Raw genomic sequence first — 4315 nt, 5'->3', positions numbered from 1 at the left:
GTTACATAGATATTTTCCAATTTTTATGGTGCCAAGACCTTTTTTGGTATAGCTGTTAAAACCATTATGCACCATATTATTAGCACATGTTGGGCATTGTGGTGGTTTTTTCTTGCGGAAAATCTCATTTTCTGTATATTCGTATTCATTGCCAAATCCACTGAAAACGTTATGAAAGATTGGGATTTCGGAAAAGTTATTAAGGGTGCTGTTTATTGTTGTCATGTTTGATGCAAAGTAATATCATCGCTTTATATTACAAAAAAATTATGTATTTATTGTGATGATATTACAACTTTGTATTACATAACTGGATTCTGGGACTGTGCCGAATACATTTAATGTATATTGATAATTATATGAAAGAAGACAATGGACATTGATAAAAGAACCCTGTTAGGGGTACTGACCATACTCTTCTGTATTGCCCTGGGGTACAGCGCAATGAACAATTACCTGGTGCACTATGAAACAGTTGGAGATGTGCTTGCCAACCCGCCGGCAGGTGACGTGAGAGTAAGCGGAAAACTCGCATCTGAACCCACCAGTAACGGTGACACCTATACCTTTCGGATAACAGATGGTAACGCTACCATGGACGTCCTGTTCAGGGGCAACCTGCCATCATCCTTCAGCCTTGACTCGCACGTGGTAGTCCAGGGTACATTAGGTGAAGATAATGTTTTCAGGGCAGTCAGTGTCATTACCAAATGTCCATCCAAGTTCGAGGTCTGAACATGGTATATACGCTCCAGGCATTGCATGATATGAACACCGGCATCATCCTTGCGACCCTTACCATGGCGTATTTAAAAGGAAGGACTGCTACTCGTCCCGTTCCTGGTCTGGCTGCACTTGTGTTGTTCATAATCAGCTTATTACCTACTCCTATCCATGGCACAGGCATACTGGGTATCGCTGTCTTGCTTTGCACCTATGCCTTTGTTTATTACAACTGGCAGCATCCGGAGATACGGGGACTGGGACTGGTCGCATTGATCATTATCATGGTAAATGTCGTGATAGGGTTCAGGTTGAAAGGTCTTATATAGTCTTTGGCAAAACAGAGTGAAAATCGGAAACAAAAAAGTGAATGGAAAAAGGTGGATACATGAATATTGGAGATGTCTTTCTATACCTGTCATTTCTGACCGGACTGTTGACACTGCTGCTGCTGTGGGAATCGCCGCGTCTTGATTTTTTAGGTCGCCTGGTACCTTACCGCAATTGGTCCATGCGCATATCTGCCACTTTCCTGTCACTGGCTGTTGCGCTTTTGGCCTGTTATTTCCTAGTGTCTGATTTTTCCATACATTACGTCTATTCATACAGCAGCCTGGACCTGCCCCCCATCTACAAACTTTCAGCACTCTGGACCGGGGAAGAAGGTTCCATGCTGTTCTTCGCCCTGGGATTGATGCTTATTGCCGCATATATGCTGGAAAAGTACGAAAGCGGTGCCGAGCGTCACATCATTCTTTCCCTGGGACTGCTTTTGCTTCTGCTTACCATACAGCTCGGTCCTTTCACTGCCACGCTTGACGCATATCCGGATTTGTCCGAAGTGCCGCAGGACGGCATGGGACTCAATCCGCTCCTGGTTAATATATGGATGGTATTCCATCCTCCCGGCATCTTTATAGGGTATGCATTGATGTCGGTGATATTTGCCTCGGCAGCCGTACAGGGTCCTGACTGGGAATCAAAGTGCAGGGGAGCTGCCCGCTGGGCATGGTTGGTCATGGGAGCGGGTATTGTATCAGGGTGTATCTGGTCCTATGGAGTATGGGAGTCCTATTGGATATGGGACCCGGCATTCACCAGTTCGCTGATGGTCTGGCTGATGCTCACAGCATACCTGCATACGGCTGCCCGGTTCAGGAAGTCACGGGACCTGCGACTTTTATCCCCTGCTACGGGCATCATGAGTTTTGTCATAGCCCTGTATTCGGTCTATATTATCAGGAGCGGTACCATTCAATCCGTGCACAGTTTCGGGGAGAATGGCAGGAACATGCTGTTGCTTTCCATGGTCGTGGTCTTGTTCGTCATTTCTATTGGTATGATCATTCATTGGGGTATGAAGAAAAAAGAAAAACAACACCTGCCTGATTCTGAAGGATTGCTGTCTGAAAGCAACCTTTTTCTGTTAACAACAATCATTTTTCTGATGTTGTCAGCCGTACTGTTCACAGGACTGTCATATTCCCTTATACTGGATATTTTCGGAAGCGGCATGGCCATTTCAATAGAATTGTTCAATGACTGGTCATATCCATTGACCATACTATTACTGGTAACGATGGGATTGTGCATGTTCGGGGCCAGTTACCGGCGCCTGGCACTCATACTTGCGGCGATACTCCTGCTGGTAGTTACCGGTCTTGATGTCACTCATGATACCTACGATAATATTTCGGTTGCAGTCATTGTCTTTGCGGCATTGGCAGGGTTGTATCGTATTAGCAGGGCAGCGGTTTCAAAAACACCTGCATGGGCACGACTGCGTAGTGCTTCTCCCCATCTGGTTCACCTGGGCATTGCCATTATGCTGATAGGCGTGCTGATGAGTACCTATTCTACCGATGAAACCATTTATTTCAGGTCATTTAATGAAAAGAAAATGGTAGGCGATTTTGAGATACAACTGGTAAACCTTGCATTCCCGGTACAGCACGACCATTACACTGCGACGTTGACCAAGATAGGGACCTATACTATTTACCGGAAAAACGGGTCTGTCGTTGCCACAGGGGATGCATCTTTCGAAGAGAAGGGGGGAGAGTATAATACCCGGCCTTTCATCTACAATGGACTGCTGTCCGACGTGCGGATAACGTACCAGGGGATTGGTACTACCACACCCATCTTCATATCCTTTGCCAATATCAGGATTGTACCTGGCATGACAGTGATATGGGCTGGTTGTATATTGATTCTGGTCGGGATTGTACCGGGATTATCTGGCAGGACTAAGAAGAAATAGAAATATTCAGATTATTTGCCTCAACGGCAAAATATATACTTAATGAGAACATTGTGAGATTCGATGAGCGGGTTTATTTTTTACAATACACTCCCACCCCTACCCGTTCATCTTAATATTTTCTGGAAATAAGGTTGTGAGAAAAAAATATTGTCCGAATATAATATTCTCATATTATACTATTATCAGAATATGCCAGAATAAAATCGTACAAGATTAACATAGTACCAGAATATTCATCTAAAACCGTATTTTCCGAGCAGAGGTACAAATATCACTCCACCTTTTGGTTCTTTTTTAACACCGTTGGTCCTGGTTACCAGGTATAGTTCCTGCATGTACCTGCCAACAGGTATTACCATCATTCCGCCCACACTCAACTGCTTCACAAGTACCTCAGGTATTTCAGGGGCAGCACATGCTACCGATATCCTGTCAAAGGGTGCTTCTTCCGGTAACCCCACGCTACCGTCGTCGATGATGATAGTAACTTCGTCCTGGTATCCGGTCTTGAGCAAGTTCTGGCGAGCCTCTTCAGCCAGTGTCGGGATACGCTCTATGGAATAGACATGTCCCCCAGGGCGCACCAGTTCAGCCATGACAGCAGCATGATACCCGCAGCCACCACCCACCTCAAGTACCCTGTGCCCAGGTCTCAGGTCAAGCAGGTGGCACATTATGGCGACCATGTGCGGGGCCGAGATAGTCTGGTCACTACCAATACCCAGAGGATAGTCTGCATAAGCAGCAGAGCGTTCGTTCTCCTTCACGAACAGGTGCCTGGGCACATGCTCCATTGCCGTGAATATCCGCCCGGATAGTTCTTCATGGCGGGTCCGCAGACTATGTATCAGTCTTTTTCTTTCCGCTTCAAAGTCCATTGTGCAGACCCCCGTGGCTGGATTGCAGGGCCACTGCTATGTGGACGGGAAATACGTTTCTTGCCATCCTTCTTCCGGTCCAGCCAATCTACCCTTTCCATTGAGTTAGAAAAAATGCGTATAATATGTTTAGCTGGCACCGTTTCTCCCTTTCTATCGACAGACCCGCCATTTCGTAATTTTATTTTTTTTATCTGGAATGTTTCATTGTTGTAAGATAATGTTTCACCAATCGTAAACTCTTTCTCACCGTCAACTTTCAATTCAAATGATTTAGTCTCCCAACCTTTATTCACGGATATTTTGGCACTTACCTTATCGGTTGCCCTGGCCCATATTGTCAGTATACTGTCGGCACGAGCCATATTTACCCGTTTGCCACCTGATTCTATGGATGTGACCTGCACAAAATTTGCCATCTCTCCGCTATCATCTTCTACAATGAATT

6 protein-coding genes are annotated in these 4315 nt (G+C 45.5%); 3 read left to right on the top strand and 3 right to left on the bottom strand.

The features are described 5' to 3' along the window. Positions 1-225: ISNCY family transposase (locus K0A89_12790; protein MBW6519359.1), on the bottom strand; the 225-nt coding region annotated here is incomplete at its 3' end. Between the two features lie 147 nt (positions 226-372). Here K0A89_12790 and K0A89_12785 point away from each other — a divergent pair. The 3 genes from K0A89_12785 to ccsA are packed head-to-tail and all read left to right on the top strand — an operon-like array spanning position 373 to position 2986. Beyond that, positions 373-735, top strand: coding sequence for a cytochrome c maturation protein CcmE (locus tag K0A89_12785; protein MBW6519358.1), 363 nt, complete (start codon positions 373-375; stop codon positions 733-735). A gap of 2 nt (positions 736-737) precedes the next feature. Next, positions 738-1052 (top strand): hypothetical protein, encoded by a 315-nt coding sequence (locus tag K0A89_12780; protein MBW6519357.1) that lies wholly within the window; start codon positions 738-740, stop codon positions 1050-1052. Positions 1053-1111: 59 nt separating this feature from the next. Beyond that, entirely contained in the window at positions 1112-2986 is a 1875-nt protein-coding gene (ccsA, locus tag K0A89_12775; GenBank protein ID MBW6519356.1) for a cytochrome c biogenesis protein CcsA, read from the top strand. Positions 2987-3222: 236 nt separating this feature from the next. Here ccsA and K0A89_12770 read toward each other — a convergent pair whose 3' ends face one another. Both K0A89_12770 and K0A89_12765 read right to left on the bottom strand, forming a co-directional pair. After that, positions 3223-3867, bottom strand: coding sequence for a protein-L-isoaspartate(D-aspartate) O-methyltransferase (locus K0A89_12770; protein ID MBW6519355.1), 645 nt, complete (start codon positions 3865-3867; stop codon positions 3223-3225). Then, the coding region (locus K0A89_12765) for a hypothetical protein (GenBank protein MBW6519354.1) at positions 3837-4315 on the bottom strand (479 nt) is incomplete at its 5' end. The genes K0A89_12770 and K0A89_12765, both read right to left, overlap by 31 nt.

The sequence above is a fragment of the ANME-2 cluster archaeon genome (assembly GCA_019429385.1).
Classification (GTDB): Archaea; Halobacteriota; Methanosarcinia; order Methanosarcinales; family Methanocomedenaceae; genus Methanocomedens_B.
Note: the sequence above shows the minus strand (reverse complement) of the source record. Positions and strands in the feature narration are given on the sequence as shown.

Bases quoted from the DNA above. Each gene is read 5' to 3' on its own strand.
- K0A89_12785 (MBW6519358.1), top strand. From the start codon at position 373: ATGGACATTGATAAAAGAACCCTGTTAGGGGTACTGACCATACTCTTC.
- K0A89_12780 (MBW6519357.1), top strand. From the start codon at position 738: ATGGTATATACGCTCCAGGCATTGCATGATATGAACACCGGCATCATC.
- ccsA (MBW6519356.1), top strand. From the start codon at position 1,112: ATGAATATTGGAGATGTCTTTCTATACCTGTCATTTCTGACCGGACTG.
- K0A89_12770 (MBW6519355.1), bottom strand. From the start codon at position 3,867: ATGGACTTTGAAGCGGAAAGAAAAAGACTGATACATAGTCTGCGGACC.